This is a genomic window from Exiguobacterium abrahamii, from assembly GCF_015645365.1.
Lineage (GTDB): Bacteria > Bacillota > Bacilli > Exiguobacteriales > Exiguobacteriaceae > Exiguobacterium_A > Exiguobacterium_A abrahamii.
The window spans coordinates 1-18,465 of sequence record NZ_JADOYC010000008.1 but is presented as its reverse complement, the minus strand read 5'-3'; the positions used below and the strand labels follow the sequence as shown (position 1 = coordinate 18,465).

18 protein-coding genes are annotated in these 18,465 nt (G+C 49.6%); 11 read left to right on the top strand and 7 right to left on the bottom strand.

Annotated features, from left to right (window positions below; translation table 11 throughout):
- Positions 1–84 precede the first annotated feature (84 nt).
- The 4 genes from ITJ88_RS15035 (at position 85) to ITJ88_RS15020 (ending at position 3,829) form a co-directional block, all read left to right on the top strand.
- Complete coding sequence (locus tag ITJ88_RS15035) at positions 85–1,455, top strand: PepSY-associated TM helix domain-containing protein (RefSeq protein ID WP_195866145.1); 1,371 nt, start codon at positions 85–87, stop codon at positions 1,453–1,455.
- Positions 1,452–1,898, top strand: a complete 447-nt coding sequence (locus tag ITJ88_RS15030; RefSeq protein WP_195866144.1) for a hypothetical protein — start codon at positions 1,452–1,454, stop codon at positions 1,896–1,898. Before ITJ88_RS15035 ends, ITJ88_RS15030 begins: the two co-directional genes overlap by 4 nt.
- A 79-nt stretch (positions 1,899–1,977) precedes the next feature.
- Entirely contained in the window at positions 1,978–3,351 is a 1,374-nt protein-coding gene (locus tag ITJ88_RS15025; RefSeq protein ID WP_195866143.1) for a PepSY-associated TM helix domain-containing protein, read from the top strand.
- A complete protein-coding gene (locus ITJ88_RS15020) occupies positions 3,344–3,829 on the top strand; it encodes a FixH family protein (protein ID WP_195866142.1) in 486 nt (161 codons plus the stop codon). The genes ITJ88_RS15025 and ITJ88_RS15020 overlap by 8 nt, the downstream gene beginning before the upstream one ends.
- A gap of 58 nt (positions 3,830–3,887) precedes the next feature.
- On the opposite strand, the gene ITJ88_RS15015 is transcribed toward ITJ88_RS15020, so the two are convergent.
- Positions 3,888–4,907: a hypothetical protein gene (locus ITJ88_RS15015; protein WP_195866141.1), complete on the bottom strand. Its 1,020-nt coding sequence runs from the start codon at positions 4,905–4,907 to the stop codon at positions 3,888–3,890.
- A 247-nt stretch (positions 4,908–5,154) separates the two neighbouring features.
- On the opposite strand from ITJ88_RS15015, the gene ITJ88_RS15010 reads away from it, so the two are divergent.
- The 3 genes from ITJ88_RS15010 to ITJ88_RS15000 all read left to right on the top strand — a co-directional run bounded on the left by ITJ88_RS15010 (position 5,155) and on the right by ITJ88_RS15000 (position 8,099).
- Positions 5,155–6,522, top strand: a complete 1,368-nt coding sequence (locus ITJ88_RS15010; RefSeq protein WP_195866140.1) for a copper amine oxidase — start codon at positions 5,155–5,157, stop codon at positions 6,520–6,522.
- Positions 6,523–6,585: 63 nt separating this feature from the next.
- Positions 6,586–7,113, top strand: coding sequence for a copper resistance CopC family protein (locus ITJ88_RS15005; RefSeq protein ID WP_195866139.1), 528 nt, complete (start codon positions 6,586–6,588; stop codon positions 7,111–7,113).
- A complete protein-coding gene (locus tag ITJ88_RS15000; RefSeq protein ID WP_195866138.1) occupies positions 7,047–8,099 on the top strand; it encodes a copper resistance D family protein in 1,053 nt (350 codons plus the stop codon). The genes ITJ88_RS15005 and ITJ88_RS15000 overlap by 67 nt, the downstream gene beginning before the upstream one ends.
- Before the next feature lie 49 nt (positions 8,100–8,148).
- Here ITJ88_RS15000 and ITJ88_RS14995 read toward each other — a convergent pair whose 3' ends face one another.
- From ITJ88_RS14995 to ITJ88_RS14980, 4 genes are all read right to left on the bottom strand, one after another.
- Positions 8,149–9,942: an acyltransferase family protein gene (locus ITJ88_RS14995; RefSeq protein WP_195866137.1), complete on the bottom strand. Its 1,794-nt coding sequence runs from the start codon at positions 9,940–9,942 to the stop codon at positions 8,149–8,151.
- A 135-nt stretch (positions 9,943–10,077) separates the two neighbouring features.
- Positions 10,078–11,427, bottom strand: coding sequence for a sensor histidine kinase (locus ITJ88_RS14990; protein WP_195866136.1), 1,350 nt, complete (start codon positions 11,425–11,427; stop codon positions 10,078–10,080).
- Complete coding sequence (locus ITJ88_RS14985; protein ID WP_195866135.1) at positions 11,424–12,113, bottom strand: response regulator transcription factor; 690 nt, start codon at positions 12,111–12,113, stop codon at positions 11,424–11,426. The genes ITJ88_RS14990 and ITJ88_RS14985 overlap by 4 nt, the downstream gene beginning before the upstream one ends.
- A complete protein-coding gene (locus ITJ88_RS14980) occupies positions 12,091–12,666 on the bottom strand; it encodes a class I SAM-dependent methyltransferase (protein WP_023466855.1) in 576 nt (191 codons plus the stop codon). The genes ITJ88_RS14985 and ITJ88_RS14980 overlap by 23 nt, the downstream gene beginning before the upstream one ends.
- A 162-nt stretch (positions 12,667–12,828) precedes the next feature.
- Here ITJ88_RS14980 and ITJ88_RS14975 point away from each other — a divergent pair, with 162 nt between their 5' ends.
- From ITJ88_RS14975 to ITJ88_RS14965, 3 genes are read left to right on the top strand one after another with little or no spacing between them, the layout of a single operon-like run.
- Positions 12,829–13,872, top strand: coding sequence for a bifunctional transcriptional activator/DNA repair enzyme AdaA (locus ITJ88_RS14975; RefSeq protein WP_195866134.1), 1,044 nt, complete (start codon positions 12,829–12,831; stop codon positions 13,870–13,872).
- A complete protein-coding gene (locus ITJ88_RS14970; protein WP_195866133.1) occupies positions 13,869–14,915 on the top strand; it encodes a DNA alkylation repair protein in 1,047 nt (348 codons plus the stop codon). The genes ITJ88_RS14975 and ITJ88_RS14970 overlap by 4 nt, the downstream gene beginning before the upstream one ends.
- Positions 14,916–15,257: a GNAT family N-acetyltransferase gene (locus tag ITJ88_RS14965; protein ID WP_195866132.1), complete on the top strand. Its 342-nt coding sequence runs from the start codon at positions 14,916–14,918 to the stop codon at positions 15,255–15,257.
- Between the two features lie 36 nt (positions 15,258–15,293).
- On the opposite strand, the gene ITJ88_RS14960 is transcribed toward ITJ88_RS14965, so the two are convergent.
- Positions 15,294–15,872, bottom strand: a complete 579-nt coding sequence (locus ITJ88_RS14960; protein WP_195866131.1) for an AAA family ATPase — start codon at positions 15,870–15,872, stop codon at positions 15,294–15,296.
- Positions 15,873–16,004: 132 nt separating this feature from the next.
- Here ITJ88_RS14960 and ITJ88_RS14955 point away from each other — a divergent pair, with 132 nt between their 5' ends.
- On the top strand, positions 16,005–16,532 hold the full coding sequence (locus tag ITJ88_RS14955) for an NUMOD4 domain-containing protein (protein WP_195866130.1): 528 nt from the start codon (positions 16,005–16,007) through the stop codon (positions 16,530–16,532).
- A 48-nt stretch (positions 16,533–16,580) separates the two neighbouring features.
- On the opposite strand, the gene ITJ88_RS14950 is transcribed toward ITJ88_RS14955, so the two are convergent.
- Positions 16,581–18,230 (bottom strand): methyl-accepting chemotaxis protein, encoded by a 1,650-nt coding sequence (locus ITJ88_RS14950; protein WP_195866129.1) that lies wholly within the window; start codon positions 18,228–18,230, stop codon positions 16,581–16,583.
- Between the last annotated feature and the right edge of the window lie 235 nt (positions 18,231–18,465).

Sequence of the window (18,465 nt, the reverse complement as noted above, 5' to 3'; positions counted from 1 at the left end):
GCTGTCTAAAAATGGTTTGTAACCGCTTATACTAAGAGGTGTTCACAGAGTGGACATATTTAATTGGGGTCAAGGGGGATCACGATGAAAGAAGAACAACACGTCAGAAGAAAGCGGCAGAGTTGGTATCAATCGATGTGGCGGTGGCATTTTTATGCAGGTATTATTTTTGCACCTATTTTTATCATTTTAGCTGTCACAGGATCGATTTATCTCTTTAAACCGCAAATTGAAGATGCTTTATATGGTGATATGATTTTCACACAAGAAACAGGAAAACCCGTTACGCTTGAAAAACAGATAGATGCGGTCAAGGATGCGTATCCGAAAGCAACGATCACGTCGATCGGTCAATTTGAAGATGCGGATCGGACGATACGGATGGGGATTCAAGTTGGGGAAGAAGCTGGATATGCCTATGTTGATCCGTACACAGCAGAAGTAACGGGACAACGGATGGGGGATGGACCTCTTGGCTTCATCAAGACGATTCACGGAGAACTGTTCGCGGGGAAAGTCGGGAACCTGCTTGTTGAACTGGCAGCTAGCTGGGCGATCATCTTATTGATCACAGGTACATATCTATTTTGGCCGCGTGGGGAACAAGGGAGCTTTAAACGTGTGTTTCTCCCTTCATTCAAGAAGTCGAAAGGATCACGTAACTTCTGGAAGGGACTGCATGGATCAGTTGCTGTCTGGTCAACGCTTGGTCTTCTGATCATCATCGGTTCTGGACTAGCCTGGTCTGGTGTAGCAGGCGAATGGATCAACACGGCTGCGACGAAGACGAACTCGAACTTCCCACAGTATGCCTTTGGTCCGGATGAGACGATGCAATCGCAAATCGTCACGAAGGATATCGCACAAGATATTCCATGGGCAACACAAAACGATGTCGTTCCGACTTCTGGACCGGCAAAACCGATCTCGTTGTCAGTGACGGACATCGCAACACAAGCAAAACAACTTGGTATGGAGCGACCTTATCAAATCAGCTTGCCACAAGGAGAACAAGGGGTTTACACACTCTCTTCCTTGCATAGTGAGCCGCTGAAGGAAAAAACGATGAACGTCGATCAGTACTCGGGCAATGTCTTGTCGAACGTCACGTTTGCCGATTATGGCTTCATGGCAAAAGCCATCTCGATGGGAATCGGGTTCCACGAAGGACGTCTTTTCGGTCTATTGAATCAACTCGTTGGACTCGCACTATGTCTCGGTTTGATCTTCATTGTCGTGAGTTCGTTCGTTTTATGGTGGAAACGCCGGAATGGCGCGGGTCAATTATCGGCACCAAAACGTGCCGTCGACCAGCGTGTCAAACGAATCGTCGCACTGCTGATCGTCCTGATCAGTCTGACGATGCCACTCGCAGCGCTTTCCGTCTTTGCGATCTTAATTCTTGATTTCATTCTGTTCCGTCGCCGGACAGGGGAAGAGGAGGTGGCGGCATGAGACGAATCGTTACGACAGTCATGATTGGGAGTGCCGTGTTATTAGCGGGCTGTCAGTTCGAGACGAAAGCGGCTCCGGTCGCGATGAAAGTCGGCTTGTATGCACCGGAAAAAATGGAGTCACCTGCTAATACGACGGTGTCCGTTGAGATCGAACATCCTGACAATGTCGATGAAGTTCATGTTCAAGTGACACCATACGGCAGTGAGGAAACGGAAACATTCGAGACGACACATCGGGAAGGACATTATGTCAGTAGTGTTCCGTTTAAGCAGGCAGGAATCTATGTCGTCAACGGCATGGTGCACTCAGGTCAAGCCGTTTATACGCCCAAAACACTCGTTCGTGTCGGAAAGGTGTCTGACGCGGATTTCAAAGACGCACAAGCAAGTTTTCAGTCGAACGTGTCAACGAGTAGTGGACACGGACATCATCATCATTAATCATGTAAAGGTGAGCGAGCGATGAGCGACCTCACCTTCATGATGTCATATGAATATTTTAGAGAACCGAGGTAATGTCATGAATCAACCGCAAGCGATGACGGAAGAGAAACAAGTCACGACGTCATCTAACAAAGCGTACCGGACGATTTGGCGGTGGCACTTTTATGCTGGTATCATTTTTGCACCGTTCCTCGTCATGCTTGCCGTGACAGGATCGATCTATCTATTTAAGCCACAAATCGAAAACGTCCTGTATCAATCGTATTATGAAGTCACACCAAAAGCAGATCGCATCACGGCGACGGAACAGATCAATCGCGTCAAAGCAAAGTATCCGGACGCGCTCGTTACGTCATACCGACCGGGTGAATCGGACGATCGATCCAGTGAAGTGAACATCTCGTCACCTAAGATGTCGGCGACAGTCTTCGTCAATCCATACTCTGGGAAAATCATCGGAACGTTATCGGACGACGATCGAATCATGAACAAAATTGAAGAAATCCACGGAGAACTGATGGCAGGGACGACCGGTGACCGAATTGTCGAACTCGTTGCTTGTTGGGCAATCGTCTTGATCGTGACAGGATTATTCTTATGGTTCCCACGCAAGCAAAAGGGACTGTCAGGTGTTTTGTTCCCGCGTCTTCGTCAAGGTAAGAAGTTATTCCGTCGTGATCTTCACGCGGTTCCTGCATTTTGGATTACAGCAGGGATGCTGTTCCTCATCTTGACAGGTCTTCCGTGGTCCGGCTTCTGGGGAGCGAACTTCCAGTCACTTGTCACGAACCAAGGACTTGGCTATCCACCGTCGATCTGGGGTGGCGATGCACCGACGTCAACACTTCAAACGAAGGATATCGCGGAAGTCCCGTGGGCTGCCGAAACACTTGATGTGCCGCAATCGAAAGTCGAAGGAACTGTTCCAGCTTCCATCGATGATATCGTTGCGATCGGCAAACAGCAAGGGATGGATCCAAGCTTCAAGATCAGTATTCCAAGTGATCCGAGCGGTGTCTATACACTATCCGCGTATCCAGCGAAAGCACAGGATGAAGCGACGATCCATCTCGATCAATATTCCGGTGCCGTGCTCGCCGACTACCGTTATGACAACTATGGTATCGTCGGGAAAATCGTCGCGACCGGAATCACGCTCCACAAAGGAACGGAATTCGGCTGGTTCAACCAATTGATCAGTCTCTTGATTTGTCTTGGAATCATTCTCGTGGCAGTCAGTGGTTTCTATCTCTGGCTGAAGCGGAAACCAAGTAAGGGAATGGGGGCGCCAAAAGGTCCGAAAGCATTCATGTTAAAAGGATTCCTTGCGGTACTCGTCGTACTTGGGATCGTCTTCCCGCTCGTCGGACTTTCGTTGCTCGTCGTTTGGCTACTCGATTTCCTCGTCATCCGTCGTATTCCGAGTGTAAGGAGGTTCTTCAATGCGTAAATCGATGCAAACACTCGTGCTCGGCGGACTGCTCGTCACGACGACGAGTCTTGCTGGCTGTGCGGTCGACTCCGATGCAGCGGCACAATATGTCGTATCTAAGCCGTTATCAATCAAAATGAATGTCCCAAAAGACGTACAACCGGATGCGGAGAAAAAGCAGACGTTCGAAGCGACGGTCTGGCGTGAAGCGAAACCGGCTCAACAAGTCGACTACGTCCACTTTGAAATCTGGAAAGCGGACGGAACCGTACGCTATAGTATGGAACCGGCAGAGGAAACGAAACCGGGTGTCTATACGATTGCAAAAGCACTTCCGAAGTCTGGCTTGTATTATGTCAAAGCACATGCGAGCAGCAACGGCGATATGATCATGCCAACGCAACAGTTCATCGTCGGTGAGTTATCGAAAGAAGATTTGAAGATTTTACAAGGTGGAGCAAAACCAGCTGGTGGCAGTAGCGGTCATCATCATTAATAGGAGTATGAAAAAAGAGAGAGCGGAATTTTCCGTTCTCTCTTTTTCGTATAGATGATTAATCGTCACCACCATGATCTCCGTGGTCATCCCCGTCATCGTCACCATGATTGTCTGAATCATCATCTTGATCATCATCATCTGAGTAATCCGAAGAATCATCGTCATCCGAGTGCTCATCTTCTGATTTGAGTTCCTGTCCATTATAGAACTTGATCTGGACGTGTAACGTTTTGATATTTGGCAATTGAAGTGCTTGTGCAACTAACGTTACTAATTCCTCTTCCGTCATCGATGGCGTGACGAGAAGGCGGTCTTTTAACGTCGCGACATCAGTGATACCGATCTCATCTTTAAAACGGAGTTCTTTCCGTTGGTGTTCATTACTGTAGCGCCACTCGAACTTTTTCTTGTTCGTATCCGTTACTTTGATTATGATCCGTTTGAGTTCTTGATTATTTTGAACGCCGTCTTGATCCGTATCTTCCTGATCATCTCGTGTTCCATCCTGATCGCTATCGGCTTTTGTTGGATCAGAACCGAGTTCAAATTCGTCTTCATTCAAAAGTGTATCTTGATCGCGGTCCTCTTCGTTATCTTTGATACCATCGCGATCTGAATCTTTTGTCAGTGGTTGCGTACCGACGATGAACTCTTCTCGTGTCGTCAATCGATCCTGATCTTGGTCTTCTTTATCATCAGAAATACCATCTTGATCAGAATCCTTCTTCAATGGATTGAGACGTACACTGTATTCTTGCGTGTTTGTTAGTGAATCGCGATCCGCATCCTCTTGTCCATCTTTGATCCGATCCTGATCAGAATCCGATTTTGTAGGGTTGAGGCGAAGTTGATACTCTTGAGTATTCGTCAAACCATCGCGATCGTAATCTTTTGTTGCGACTTGTTTTCCATATCCCAAATGATATTGTTTTTGCCAAGCGTCCGGAATACCATTTTTGTCTTGATCGACCTGCACGACAGGTTTCTTTTTCGATTTACTTTTTGCTTCGACTGGTCCAATTGCTTGTGAGACGACGAGAGAAGCCAGTAATGCGCCAATGACGATCCGTTTCATGAGTCCACTCCTGTTCTGAATAAGAAATAAAAGATATGGTGATAAGAAGATTTTAATGAAATCGTTAGAAAATAAGTTGTTTATTTCTTGAAATGAGTAAATAAAAACTAAAAATAATTAAAGTAATAAATGAATGTATTTCTGACAAAAAAATATTTTAAATAAAAAAAGTAAAAAAATAAAACTATTTATGAACTTGTTACGTTATCTATGTGAAGTCCATAAAAATCAAAGGGGTGTTCATAAGATGAAGATGAAAAAGTCGTATCTCGCTGTTCCGCTTAGTGCCGCATTGTTGATTCCAGTAGCAGGTGTCAGTGCTCACGGTAATGAGGACCATAGTAAGATGTCTCATAGTTCAGGAAAAGTCTCACTGGACGTCTCGTCCCCAGCATCGGATTTGCGAGCGACACTTGATCAAATTCTATCTGAACACGCATATCTCGCAGTCGTTGCGATGCAAAAAGGGATCGATGGTAAAGAAGATTTTGAACAAGCAGCGGGTGCCTTGAATCAAAACACGGATGATTTAGCGGCAGCTGTCGGATCAGTCTACGGGGAGGAAGCAGGCGCTGCCTTCAAAGAAATCTGGGCGAGCCATATCGGTTACTTCGTCGATTACGTCAAAGCGACCGGAGCAAAAGATGAAGATGCGAAACAAAAAGCACTAAAAGATTTGGATGAGTACCGCGTCGAACAGGCTGCATTCCTTGATAAGGCAACAGAAGGACGTCTGAAGGCAGCGGATCTGGAAGCCGGACTTAAAGTCCATATCACACAACTGTTAACATCGTTTGATAGCTATGTAGCGGGTGATTATGACGCTGCTTATAGCAATCTACGTAAAGCGATTGAGCATATGTATATGGTGGGAGAAGGGTTATCTGGTGCGATCGTCGATCAGTACCCGGATAAATTCAAAAATACGAAAGTTGATACACCAGCAGCCGATCTTCGTGCTGGACTGAACCGGAACTTCTCGGAGCACGCGGCGCTTGCAGTGCTCGCAATGCAAAAAGGGATTGACGGAGCAAAAGACTTTGATGCTGCAGCTGGTGCCTTGAATCAAAATACGGATGACCTGACTGCTTCGATTGGTTCTGTTTATGGTAGCGAAGCAGCGCAACAATTCAAAAAGATTTGGTCGAGCCATATCGGCTACTTCGTTGATTATGTCAAAGCAACAGGTGCGAAAGATGATCAAGCACGCGACATGGCTGTGAAGGAACTTGATGAGTACCGTGTTGAACAGGCAGCATTCCTCGATGCAGCAACAGAAGGACGCTTGAAAGCGAAAGATTTGGAAGAAGGGTTGAAGGTTCACATTGACCAACTCTTGCTTGCCTTCAATAGCTACAATGAAAAAGATTATGACAAAACGTACCCAGCGATTCGCGAAGCGTACGCGCATATGTACGGCGTAGGGGAAGGAACTGCGACAGCAATCGTCGATCAGTTCCCAGATAAATTCAAAGGCGCACCATCTGGAATGCCGAACACAGGTCTTGGTGGGATGCAAGAATCATCGACGACAGGCATCGTGTGGTCACTACTTGGTATCGCAGCAGCATCGATCCTTGGATTCTTCGCACTCCGTCGTCGCCCGCAACAATAAAGGACGACCCGCTGGCAACAGCGGGTTTTCTTGTACACATCAAGCAGAAAGGAGGTAAACGACATGCGCATCATCCGATTTGTACTTCTATTCCTCATTTGTCTGTTGCCCATATCGGTCGAAGCACATACGAGTCTAAAAAGCTCGAATCCGGCAGAGGGATCGGCATTATCTGAACCCGTCGATCGAATCCGGTTGACGTTCAGTGAGGCTGTTGAAAAAACGAGCACCTTACGTGTAGTAGATGCGAGTGGCGTCGAACAATCTCTCGCAAAACCACTTATCATCGGAAATGAACTGAGTGCTGTCGTCTCAGAGCCTTTAACGGAAGGAAAATACACGATCAAGTGGGCATCGATTTCAGATGATGGTCATCCGGTGAAAGGAACGATTCGTTTTACGGTACTGGGTGCGACAAAAGCTGAAACAAGCACCGTAGAAAAGGCTGAGCCGATGGAAACAAAAGCAGCAGTTGTTCCGGAAGCAGAACCTGTTTCAAAAGGACTCGTTCCGACACTGCTCCCATGGATCGTCGGAGGACTGTTAATCAGTATCGTCATCCTTCTGTTGTTACGTCGTCGCACGACATGAGTGCGTTTCTAGGAGAACTACTCGTCTACATGGGTGGTGCGCTTTGGATGGGCTATTTGGTATTACGCTTCATCTCAACGAAACGCAAACCGCCATTAATGGACGGTGCGTCATGGGCGTTAGCGGGACTCGGGATGCTTGTTCTTGGAACGAGTATCCCAGTCATCGGTGCCGTTCGTTTTCTGCTTTCGACGCAAACGATGACAGAGGCTCTTCGAACAGGATTACTGGAGTTGCATATCGGTCGGATGTTTCTTGTCGTTTACTTCTCTGCTTTACTCCTATTGATTGTACTCGCGTGGCAAAAGCGACGGTCCATCCTGCTCGCACTCTTGACGATCCCGTTATGGATTGGCATCGCAGGAACGAGTCACGCGGCGGCCAAATACGGTGCGCTCGGGTGGACACTTCAATTTAGTCACTTCTTATGTGTGACAGCTTGGATCGGTGTCGTGTTTTGGGTAGCTATCGGTGCCCGCTCGACCGCTCATTGGTCTGCCTTTTTAAGTTGGTTCAGTCCGTTTGCCCGGATTGCCTTTACGGGTGTCATCCTGTCGGGTCTGTTACTGATGCAACTGGCGATTCCGCTTGAACGTTATCCGAATCTCTGGGGTGTGCCATACGGTCAAGCGTTGTTACTGAAGCATCTCTTGCTGTTGCCGCTTTTATTCTATGCTTTCTGTAATGGCACGCTCGTAAGGCGTCGGTTGCGTTTTGACTCAACGTACGATCCGCGTCCACTACTCCGGATGGAAAGTATCATTTTAATATTGCTGTTCATGGCGAGCGCTTCACTCAGTCGTCTAGAACAACCGACGCTAGGGCAACTACCGGTCAGTGGTCCAGCAGGGGACGGGTGGGTCTTGATGATGGGCATTGCGAGCTTACCACTGCTCTTACTCGGATATCGTCGCCATGCAGTGGGTGTCTTGTTAAGCTTATTCAGCGTCAGTCTGATTTATCTTGGATTGCTAGCGACAGGGTGAACATGAAAAGGTAGCGGAGGAAATCTCCGCTACCTTGTTTGACGTGGTTTTATTTTGTTGAAACAGCGCAATTCGTTGCCTTCGCAAGAATCTTCGAATAGGCACGTGCGCCCTTGATATTCAAATGGACACCATCCTCTTCGAAGTAAGATGGATGTTTGACGGCAACGGCATGCCAGTCGATCAGTTCGACTCGCTTCCGCTTCGATGCCTCGCGTAACATCTGATTGACTTCTGCTTCCCATGGACGCGGGACGCGTGCAGTGACCAGATAGACGTGATCGGCATTTGCGAATTGATCGAGTAAACTGTTCAACTGATCCTTCCGGAAGCTACCGTTCGTTCCGAGGTGTAGAATGACTTGCCGTCCGTGCTGATTGTACGCGGCATACTGCTCACTCAGCGGAATCGCTTCTCGCAGCTGACGACCGAGTTTCGCATCAATCGTTAATTGCTTGAGCGTACTGCCGAGATAATCTTCGACACCGAGCAAGACCGAGTCGCCGATCGCAAGCGTCGGGCGACAGATTTTTCGCTGATCGGATGTTGCTTTCGGTGTCGTCGGTTTAAGAACCGGCTTCGGTTTTTCTTTTGGCGCCGCTATTTTCTCGAAGGCAGGTTCTGGCTTTGGCGTATCGGAGACAGCAAGAATCGATAAGTTACCGATGAAGCTGACGATGAGGATCGTCAACACGGCAACACTCGTCCACTGCATCGTTGAAAACTGACGTAACTGTCGCGGATGTAACGATAGACGTTTTAGGTAACCGGACAGTCCATGCTGACGGATCGGACGTTCGATGAAGCGATACGATCCTTCGGTCAAGGCAACAAGCACGACGACGATCAGCACGGTCCGGAACAATGAGAACGTACCGATTTGCTCGACCGGCGTCATCAGTGTGATGACGGGAAAATGCCACAGATACAGACCGTACGATCGTTTACCAATCGCAACAAGTGCTGGATGCGCAAACCAGCGACTCCAGATCGACGCCGGGTGAGCAATTGTAGCAATCAATAGCGCAGCAAGGACGGCGACAAGGAAAAAGCCACCCCGGTATAAGAAACTGCCGAACTCACTTGTGACGATCATTAATATAAGCAAGAGTGGCAAAGTAACGGCACCTGTTTGATTCAGTAACCGGACACCGCGTGTCGGAATATCGAGCTTAAAGCGAGTCGGCTGCCATGCGAACGCGAGCAGACTCCCAATCAATAGGGCGAATAACCGAGTATCCGTGCCATAGTAGACGCGACTTGGATCTTCACCGGGTGTGAACTGAATCGCCATCGCGAGCACGGATGCACCGACCGCAACCCCCATCAATTGCAGGAACAGTCGGCGATTTTTCATTCCGAACCAAAGTAAGATCGGGAATAGCAGGTAGAACTGCTCCTCGATTGCGAGCGACCAAAGGTTTTGGATCGGTGACGGTTTACCGAACGACTCGAAATACGAGACGTCATGGAAGATATACCACCAGTTCGTCCCGTAAATGAGCGCAAAGGCACTATCTTGGCGAACCGTATGCAACAGTTCGCGTTCAAAGACGGTTACGTACCCGAGAACGAGTAACAGCATGACGAATAGGGCTGGGAATAGGCGACGGAAGCGATGAATCCAAAACCGTTTCAAATCGAGGCGTCCGGTCGTTTGCCACTCGCGTAACAAGAGACCGGTAATCAGATAACCGGATAGGACGAAAAAGAGATCAACACCGAGGAAACCACCGGAGAAGAATGAAACAGACAGATGGTAGAGAATGACAGATAGAACAGCAAAGGCACGTAAGCCATCAAGCCCTGGCATATATGTAATCGAACGAGACGAGGATTTCATAAGACACGAACAACTCCTTTAAAACGACAACTAATTTCTAACAGTCTTTAGTGTATCGAATTCCAATTTCAAAGAAGTGTCTAAGAAGTAACAACCTAACCAAAAAAGCACCCGATGCGCACATCGGATGCAGGCTTACGAAACATGTGGAAAACGACAGGTCACGATGAAGCGGTTGTCTTGTGAAGTCAACGCGACGTTCCCTGCATGACGTGCCATGATTTGCTGAACAATCGACAGACCGATGCCGGAGCCACCAGACGAGCGGGAAGCATCGGACGTCCCGAACGGCGTCAGCCATTCGTTTAGTTCCTCTAGCGTATAAGTCGATTCAATCGCATTCGAACAGATCAGCTGGACGCCTTCTGTTTCTTCTTTGATCGTAATTCGAAGATCCCCGGTCCCGTGAAGTGTTGCATTGCGAATCAAATTCTCAAGCAAGCGCCGTAAGAGCATCGGATCGGCAAAGAGAGTCGCGTGTGCAGGAGCATTGACAGTAGCGGAAGTGCTAGGAAACAGCTCCAGGACTTGTTCCGTTAAAGTCACGAGGTCGAGTGAGATCCGTTCGACCGGATAATCAGTGTTCGATAATTTAGCGAGCGTGAACAGTTCATCGATCCGGGCAGCGAGCGTTTCCGACTGGCGGGTGACGACCGCTAGAAGCTCCGTCCGTTCTGTCGCGGATAACGTCTCATGTTTTTCCGTCAGCCACTGGATGAAACCTTGGATTGAGGTCAAGGGCGTCCGTAAGTCATGCGATAGACTGGTGATCAAGCGCAACTGCTCGACGAACCGCTCCTGATCACGCATCCGTAACGTTCGGAGTTCCTGCTCGATTCGTTCGATCGATTGGGCGAACAGTTTAAACTCCTTCGGTCCTCTGACCGGTGGGAGTGATTCAGTTGGTGGCGGTTCGACCGTCAACCGTTCGAGTCGTCGCTCGAGTTCCCGGAACAATCCGGCAATCCAACGCGTCAAGAGTAGTAAAAAGAGGATGAACAAGCCGACTTGTAAAATGAAGAAGGCATTCGGATTACCGACTTGATATTCATTTAATGTTGGTTTTTCTCGTTTTACTGTCAGGAAAAAACCAGACTCATCGTTCGGTAGGGAAATGGCTTCGATATGATGCAATGTCCGTATCTTTCCTTCGTTAGAGGGCTCACGTTCCGATGGCGTTTGGGCAGCGAGCAGTCGACTGGGCGTCAAATCTTCCGGATATTTGTCGGACGCAGCGATACGACGCCCATCCGCTCCATAGACTGCCCATTCGTAAGGACCGTTCGGTGTTTGCCCTTGTTGATAGCGAGTGATGTCCTGTTTGACGTCCTGAATCGTTTGCGCTTCTGTCGTATAGTAATAACGAGGAATCGTCGTTGTGCCAATCGGTAATTGGCTAGACAACAACCAAGATAATGCAGTACTGAGGAGCGCAGCAAGCAGTAGTAAGACGAGCATCCAAACAGTTAGTTTAATCCGTCTCATGGCTCAACCTTGTAACCAACGCCCCAGACCGTCTGGAGGTGGCGCGGTTCTTTTGGGACATCCTCAATTTTGTCACGGAGCTTATGGATCAGGACCATGACAGCGTTCGACGCGGAACCGAGCGCTTCCTCCTGCCAGACCCGTTCATACAGGTCGTCAGCCGAGAAGACACGACGCGGATGATTCAAGAACAGCGCTAAACAATCAAATTCACGGCGGGTCAGGGCGAGCGGTACATCGTATTTAAAGATGACGCGTTCGTCTTCTTTGAGTGTGAACGGACCGACCTGAATCGCTGAAGCAGTAGTCGGGACATGATACTGACTGACGCGGCGCAGTAGCGCCTTGACGCGGGCGACGACTTCAAGCGGATTGAACGGTTTACCGATGTAATCGTCCGCCCCGAAGGTCAAACCTTGAATTTTATCCATGTCTTCGCGTTTCGCTGTCAGCATCAAGACGGGTAACGTGTGACCGGCAGCACGTGCTGCTTGAACGGTCGAGAAGCCATCACGAACGGGCATCATCACGTCGAGCAACATCGCATCAACTGGACGCGTTGCAAGAGTCGCTAATGCCTCCTCACCGTTTTCGGCTTCAATGATCTCGTACCCTTCATTGGTTAAATACAGTCGAAGCAATTGACGGATATCTGCTTCATCATCAACGATCAAGAGCGTGGGCATGTGTAGATTCCTCCTGTTGCACCCCCTCGAAAACATAAGCGGGGGGCAGATTGTAGAGCGTGTGCGAATAACTGTGTTCTTGGAAATAGTCCCGGAACATCTTGAACTGGAACCGGGTGTATTGAAAGGCGATGAAGTGACCGCCTGGTCGTAGTAACGTTTGGAACTGTGCTAGTAAGTCATGCCGTAACGCTGCCGGGAATGACGCAAACGGGAGACCACTGACGATGACGTCAATCTGTCCGCTCCATGAATCGGATAATCCTTGAACGTCACCAATGAAGAGGGTGACATTCGTTTCTTGAGCCAGCAATTGTTCGAGTGCCGGACGGAACGTTTCGCTCCGTTCACAAATCAAAAGATGTGTTTCCGGCGAACGAGCGGCCAGTAAAGCTTTTGTGATTGCCCCGTCACCCGCTCCGACTTCAAGAATCTGGCGTGGACGATCGGCGACGGCGCGTCGTGCCATCATCTCAGCCAGACGTGGACTGCTTGGTGCGACGGCTCCAACACGGAGTGGTGCGTGAAGTGCTTCTTTTAAGAAATCAAACATGAAAACCCTACTTTCCGTTGAGTATATCATGTAGTATGCACGTCGTCCCTTTCGAAAACAGGACGATGTTTCTTAAGTGAATCTTAAACATATCAATGCCTGATTTTCGGCGACATGATGACTGGATAAGCCGGTATACTAAGGACAAAGGAGGGGAAGGCGATGGAACATCACACGTATTATGAAGCGCTCGTTCGCCGGGACGCGACGTACGAAGGGACGTTTTTCGTCGGCGTCAAGACGACCGGCATCTTTTGCCGTCCGACGTGTCCGGCACGAAAACCGAAAGCGGAGAACTGTGAGTTTTTTGAGACGGCGCAAGAGGCATTACTTGCCTCTTATCGACCGTGCCGTCGTTGTCATCCGCTTGCTTATCCCGGAGATCATGGTACGATTCAACGCTTGATCGAAGCGGTCGAGGCAGAACCAGACAAACGATTCAAGGAGGCCGATTTCCGAGCACTTGGTCTCGACGAATCAACGGCACGCCGTCAGTTCAAGAAGCGTTTCGGGATGACGTTCGTCGCGTATGCTCGGGCACGACGGATGGGGCTTGCGATGAAGGAGATCCGGACTGGTAAGCCGGTCATCGAAGGACAGTTAGCTGGAGGTTATGAATCGAGTAGTGGTTTTCGTGAGGCATCGGCACGGATTCTCGGACAAGCACCATCGCGCTTTGACGGGCAGGTCTTACGCGCCAAATGGCTTGATACACCACTCGGTTCGATGCTGGCGATTGCCGACGATCAACTCTTACATCTGCTCGAGTTCGTCGACCGACGTGGACTGGAGCGGGAAATCGAACAATTGCGTTTAAAAGCGCGCGCTGTCATCGTCCCCGGGGAGTCACTAGTCTTTGGACAGATTGAAGCGGAGCTCCGTCGGTATTTCAAAGGAGAGCCGGTATCGTTTCAGACACCCTTGATGCGGTACGGGACACCATTTCAACGCCGCGTCTGGGAAGAACTCGAGCGAATTCCGAGCGGGGAGACGATCTCGTACCAAGAGCTGGCGATCCGGATCGGTCAACCGACCGCCGTTCGCGCCGTCGCACGAGCAAACGGAGCGAACCAACTGGCAATCGTCATTCCGTGTCACCGGGTTATTCGGACGAATGGAGATTTAGGTGGATACGCAGGTGGACTCGCACGCAAGGAAACATTGCTCAAACTGGAGCGCACACAGAGGGGACTGGATGAAGGATGAGTTTGATTAAAGATGTATTTTCACCGAGTTGGCTCGATTGCTTAGGAGCAGCGGTCGACGTACCGGATTTTCGAAGACGAGTCGAACGGGAGGACTGGGAAGAACTCGCGTTTAAACAACGCGTCCGTCGTGTGGCGGAGACACTAGAGACGATCTTGCCAGCGTTTCCGGATGCAGCGGGGGAGCTAGAGCGACTCGCACCGCAGTTTACCGGGTTACCGGGAATTGTTTTTCCAGAGTATGTCGAACGGACGGCAGACCTTGCTGACTGGACGCTTGCGATAGAGACACTTGCCAAGTTGACGCCACATTCGACTTCAGAGTTCGCCGTTCGTCGCTTTTTACTTGCTGATCAGGAACGTTTCCTCGAGCAGGCACTTAAATGGACAAGATCAGACGATGAACACGTTCGGCGTTTAGCGTCCGAAGGAACACGACCACGTCTACCATGGGGACAAGCGATTCCACGTTTGATTGCTGACCCGCGTCCAGCATTACCGATTCTTGATGCCTTACTACAGGATCCGTCACTCTACGTCCGAAAAAGTGTCGCCAATCATTTGAATGATATTTCAAAGACACATCCGGAATACTTGATCGAGCGAATCGAACGCCACTTAGGAACAGATCCGAACACGGACTGGATTTTGCGCCACGCCTCCCGGACGTTACTGAAGCGCGGAAACCCTGACGTGTTGCAGTTGTTCGGACACGTTACGCAAGGTGAGGTCGCGGTGACGGACTTGGTCGTTTCACCGGTGACGATTGGTCAGGAGTTACAATTTTCGTTTCAAGTGCACAGTTCCGTTGAACAACGTCTGCGTCTTGAATACGCGATCGATTACGTCAAACAACGCAGAACGAGTCGAAAGGTGTTTCAACTGCGGGAGCGGGAAGTCAAAGGTGTCTTACACGTCGAACGACGCCAATCGTTTCGGAACATGACGACGCGTGTCCATTATCCCGGAACACATACATTGACGATTTTGATCAACGGAGAGGCTTACGCGACAGCAACGTTCGAGGTCGAGGAGGAGAGCTGAATGCAAGGGAGACATCCGGATTTTACGACGTCACGTCTGTTTGTCGAAGCAACGGATGAAGAATCGGGTTGTAAGTGGACGCTACATGCGTTACGTGAGAGAACGATCGTCGGAACGATTACCTTCACATGGAATGGATCGACCGGAAACTTACGTTACACGACGACGGATGAGGATGATCAGCGCGGGTACATCAGGGAAGCACTGACATCGATTCTATCGTATCTCGCGCGGACGTTATTACTGACGCGTGTCTATGGCGAGGCAGGCAGTGAGACGGTCTGGCGTCGGAACGGATTTCAGTTGCAAGCGAATCGATATGCACGCGAACTCCATCACTAAAGCCCCGCCTGCTTGAGCAGGACGGGGCTTTAGTGATTAGACCGTTGTTTTGGACCATTTGAAATGATCGCAAATCGCTTCAGCGCTTTCACGTGCACTTAACTGTTCCGTATCAAGGAAGAGATAGTTGACGTCCGGTAGTTCGCCCGGTAGCGAGCGTGTCCGATATCCGTCCGCCGTCTCGCGTAAGTTCTGTTCAGAAGCAGCGAGATCGCGCTTCGTTACTTTATGCGTCAATCGGTTTTCGGTCGTGTTCCGGTGCAGACGGGTTGCGACCGGCGCATCGAGTTCAACGATATAGACGTCAGCACCCGCTTGTTCGAATAATTCGACTGTCTCTTCAATGAACTCGAGACCGCCGCCTTCGACGCCGAATAGACAGAGGAATGTAAACAGGACACCTTCAAGCGAACTGTTCGCCATTTCCTTGAACATTTCGCGGCGGATCGTATCCTTTAAGCGATGGTGTGCGGGTTCAGAGAAATCAAAATAAGGCAATAACAGGTCGATCGTCTGGTGGTTATGGAAGACTTTCATCTTCGTCAACCGTTCGATTTCCTGACCGATCGTCATCTTTCCGACCGCTTGCGGACCAAGTAACAAGACAAATTTCATGGACGAACCTCATTTCCTTTTTCTGCTAAGAATAGCACATTCCGACGAGTGACATCACTAGAACGTTTGTTCGTAATTTGGTATAATTCAGGTATGAAGTCCCGTCGTGTCCTTGTCTGAAGGAGGACAATCATGCAAGAACAATGGAAAGCCGTCATCGGCTATGTAGGTATATATGAAGTCTCGTCGCTAGGTCGCGTAAGGTCGCTCGACCGGACGATCGTGACGTGTCGCGGTGTCCGGCAACGCCGAAAAGGTGTCTTGCTCCGTCCACGGCTCAATCGGGAAGGCTACCGGAAAGTCACGCTTTATCAACGTGGTCGAGGAGAACGCGTGCAGGTCGGAATGCTTGTTGCACAAGCTTTTCTGACGACAGACGTCACGGAAGCACAACTCGTCCGACGCAACGGCAAACGGGCTGACGATCAGTTGTCGAATTTAGACGTCCTGCCTTCAATCGATCAGCAATATAACGAACTACTTGGTGAGTTTGATCTCTTGTTAGGTCAACATGTGACGCTGTCGCCATTTCAGATTCGAGCGATTCGCGCGCAATACGAAAAAGGGAAAACGATTCGTCAATTGGCAGAGCAGTATCAGGTGACGGAGAACCGGATTCGCAACATCATCGATAAAAAGGAAGCACGTTATATCGGCTGAGAACAGAGGAAAGGAGCGCTTGCCAAGAATGGCGGGCGCTCCTTTTATTTAGGCCGGCGATTCACTCGAGCGAACGGTCTGTTGCAACGAACTGATCCGTGACTCGAGTACGGCGCTATGTGTCTTCAGTTCCGTCTGTTGGGTGACGTGGTGTTGCATCTGTTCCCCGAGCACCTGGCTGTAAGACGAGAGCTCCGACATCAACTGCTGAACGGACTGCAGATGTTCCTGCATGTTCGACTGAACATCTGCGACGATTTGACGTTGGTGTTCCACGGTACCCAGTGTCGTCTCAATCGTCGTCGCTTCAGTCAGCATCTGTTTTAAATGCTCCGTTGCCGTCTCGAGTTGTTGTGACGTCGAAAGAAACCGTTCCGTCATCTGCGAGAGTGCTTGTTCGACTTGATCGAGCCCCGCCGTCCACATCTGATTGACCTGCCGGATATGGTCCGTACTCGTCCTAATATCAATTGCGAGTTTTTCGACCTCCTTAGCGACGACCGTGAAGCCACGACCAGCTTCTCCAGCACGGGTTGCCTCAATTAACGCGTTCAGCGACAAACGGCGTGTCTCTTCAGCAACACGCTGGATGTGCGAGATTGAGGTATCCATCTGTTGCTGTAGGTGTGAGGTCTGTTGCAAAATCTGCTCTGTCGTCGTGGATTGTTCCTTCAGCAACTGGCTTTCCTCTTGTAAGGTCTCAAGTGTCGTGTGATTCGTCTGAACAGTCTGTTGAAAACGGGTTACGGCATGTTGACTGTTGAGCAGTGTCGTTTGCATTTCGCTTAACGCATCGTGTCCTTGTGCCGTCAAACGTGTCGAGGCAACGATTGTCTGATCCATCTGTGTTGATTGCGCAAGTAAGGAACCGGCGACTTCATCGACGGCTTGCACCGATTGATCCATCGCCGATAAGCGCGAAGAGAAGTGGGGCTGGACGGATTCAAGTTCCTGACTGGCTTGTTGCATCTCCGTCGTTAAGTCATTAATTTGTTGCATTAACTGATTGTATTGAAACGTCAGCTGTTGTAACTCAAAGGTCGTCGTTTTGAGCGTTAATGGACGATACGATCGCTTCGCATGCGCTTCTTCAATCTGTAAGGCGAGTTTCGATAACGGTGCCAGTTGGCGCTGAATTCGCCAGCGAATCAAGAGGCTGATGCTGACAAGTGTGACTACGCTGACCCAGACGAGTGTCCAAGCTAAATCTCGAGCAGGGGCGATTAATTTATCACGGTCGGTCGTCAGTAAGATGACGTCATCGAGTTCTGGAATCGTCATCGCGACAAGAAATTGGTCTTGATACGAAAAGGCATATGTACGTGTATTCTTTAAGTGCTGTAGTAGTTGTTTTCGTTTTGTCGGTTCGAGTGTCAACGGTCGGAACGCCTCACTCGTGTTCAGGCTTTGAAAGCGAACCGTGTAGTCGTCACGTGATAAGTCGGTTCGCTGTTGCTGTTGCAATCGTTTAATGGCACGCGAGCGGTCTGTTGCGTCCTCCGGATACGCGAGAAACGTTGCCCGGACGTTCGCGTCGAACATCGTCAATTCACGCATCAGCCGTTCCTCGGTTGCTGCGACGGATTGTTGATAGGAAGCGTAGACGCTTAGACCGCTGATCACGATCAGTCCGATGGCGACGATCGGAATCAACCATCCATTTAGTTGTTGTGCCAGTAATCGTTTTTTCGTAAGCATAAAACATCTCCTCCCGTGTACCTATCGGAAGGAGAAGAGTCAAGATGTATGAAGGTGTTGTACGGCTTGTTTGACACTCCCACGGCTAAAGCCGCAAGCCCACACCGTTGGTGAGGGAGGGATTCTCAAGTGCTTGGCGGACTCAATCCATTTCTGCTTCGTCCGAGCCTTGAGGTAGGGGTGTGCCATCACCCCTCCTGAGACAGACCGTATAGGTTCTCAGGCTGATGGACTG

What these genes read in the sequence shown, in the direction of transcription:
- ITJ88_RS14960 (WP_195866131.1), bottom strand. Translation starts at nt 15,872, where the DNA reads ATGAAATTTGTCTTGTTACTTGGTCCGCAAGCGGTCGGAAAGATGACG.
- ITJ88_RS14975 (WP_195866134.1), top strand. Translation starts at nt 12,829, where the DNA reads ATGGAACATCACACGTATTATGAAGCGCTCGTTCGCCGGGACGCGACG.
- ITJ88_RS14985 (WP_195866135.1), bottom strand. Translation starts at nt 12,113, where the DNA reads ATGCCCACGCTCTTGATCGTTGATGATGAAGCAGATATCCGTCAATTG.
- ITJ88_RS15015 (WP_195866141.1), bottom strand. Translation starts at nt 4,907, where the DNA reads ATGAAACGGATCGTCATTGGCGCATTACTGGCTTCTCTCGTCGTCTCA.
- ITJ88_RS14970 (WP_195866133.1), top strand. Translation starts at nt 13,869, where the DNA reads ATGAGTTTGATTAAAGATGTATTTTCACCGAGTTGGCTCGATTGCTTA.
- ITJ88_RS15000 (WP_195866138.1), top strand. Translation starts at nt 7,047, where the DNA reads ATGGATCGTCGGAGGACTGTTAATCAGTATCGTCATCCTTCTGTTGTT.
- ITJ88_RS14995 (WP_195866137.1), bottom strand. Translation starts at nt 9,942, where the DNA reads ATGAAATCCTCGTCTCGTTCGATTACATATATGCCAGGGCTTGATGGC.
- ITJ88_RS14955 (WP_195866130.1), top strand. Translation starts at nt 16,005, where the DNA reads ATGCAAGAACAATGGAAAGCCGTCATCGGCTATGTAGGTATATATGAA.
- ITJ88_RS15035 (WP_195866145.1), top strand. Translation starts at nt 85, where the DNA reads ATGAAAGAAGAACAACACGTCAGAAGAAAGCGGCAGAGTTGGTATCAA.
- ITJ88_RS14950 (WP_195866129.1), bottom strand. Translation starts at nt 18,230, where the DNA reads ATGCTTACGAAAAAACGATTACTGGCACAACAACTAAATGGATGGTTG.
- ITJ88_RS15020 (WP_195866142.1), top strand. Translation starts at nt 3,344, where the DNA reads ATGCGTAAATCGATGCAAACACTCGTGCTCGGCGGACTGCTCGTCACG.
- ITJ88_RS15010 (WP_195866140.1), top strand. Translation starts at nt 5,155, where the DNA reads ATGAAGATGAAAAAGTCGTATCTCGCTGTTCCGCTTAGTGCCGCATTG.
- ITJ88_RS15025 (WP_195866143.1), top strand. Translation starts at nt 1,978, where the DNA reads ATGAATCAACCGCAAGCGATGACGGAAGAGAAACAAGTCACGACGTCA.
- ITJ88_RS14980 (WP_023466855.1), bottom strand. Translation starts at nt 12,666, where the DNA reads ATGTTTGATTTCTTAAAAGAAGCACTTCACGCACCACTCCGTGTTGGA.
- ITJ88_RS15030 (WP_195866144.1), top strand. Translation starts at nt 1,452, where the DNA reads ATGAGACGAATCGTTACGACAGTCATGATTGGGAGTGCCGTGTTATTA.
- ITJ88_RS15005 (WP_195866139.1), top strand. Translation starts at nt 6,586, where the DNA reads ATGCGCATCATCCGATTTGTACTTCTATTCCTCATTTGTCTGTTGCCC.
- ITJ88_RS14965 (WP_195866132.1), top strand. Translation starts at nt 14,916, where the DNA reads ATGCAAGGGAGACATCCGGATTTTACGACGTCACGTCTGTTTGTCGAA.
- ITJ88_RS14990 (WP_195866136.1), bottom strand. Translation starts at nt 11,427, where the DNA reads ATGAGACGGATTAAACTAACTGTTTGGATGCTCGTCTTACTACTGCTT.